The organism is Streptomyces tricolor, from assembly GCF_002155905.1.
GTDB classification, from domain to species: Bacteria; Actinomycetota; Actinomycetes; order Streptomycetales; family Streptomycetaceae; genus Streptomyces; species Streptomyces tricolor.
Genome location: NZ_MUMF01000995.1, coordinates 1 through 532, shown reverse-complemented (window position 1 = coordinate 532; position 532 = coordinate 1). Strand labels below are relative to the sequence as shown.

1 protein-coding gene is annotated in these 532 nt (G+C 70.2%); it reads left to right on the top strand.

The window, feature by feature from the left end:
- A complete protein-coding gene (locus CCN44_RS42245) occupies positions 1–456 on the top strand; it encodes a YbhB/YbcL family Raf kinase inhibitor-like protein (RefSeq protein ID WP_086704576.1) in 456 nt (151 codons plus the stop codon).
- Positions 457–532 lie beyond the last annotated feature (76 nt).

The window sequence follows — 532 nt, the reverse complement described above, 5'->3', positions numbered from 1 at the left end:
GTGACCGAGCTCAAGCGGCGGCCGCTCCCCCACGATTTCCATCCGCCCGTGCCGTCCTTCACGGTGACGAGCGAGGACATCGAGGAGGGCGCGACGCTGAAGAGCGCCCAGGTCCACGCGGAGGGCAACACCTCGCCGCAGCTGCGCTGGGAGGGTTTCCCGGCCGAGACCAAGAGCTTCGCCGTGACCTGCTACGACCCGGACGCGCCGACCGGCAGCGGGTTCTGGCACTGGGTCCTGTTCGACATCCCGGCCTCGGTGACGGAGCTGCCGGCGGGTGCGGGCAGCGGCAAGTTNNGCCCGCACCGGTACGTCTTCACGGTGTACGCGGTGGACCAGGAGAAGCTCGGTCCGGACGCGGAGGCCTCTCCCGCGGTGGTCGGCTTCAATCTGCGGTTCCACACGCTCGCGCGCGCCCAGCTCATCGGCGAGTACGAGAACCCCGCGCAGGGCTGACCCCGGCGCACGGATTCAGCCGAGCGTTCATCGGGCGTTTGCCCGCCTCCGGTCTTGGAAGTGATCGGAGGCGGGC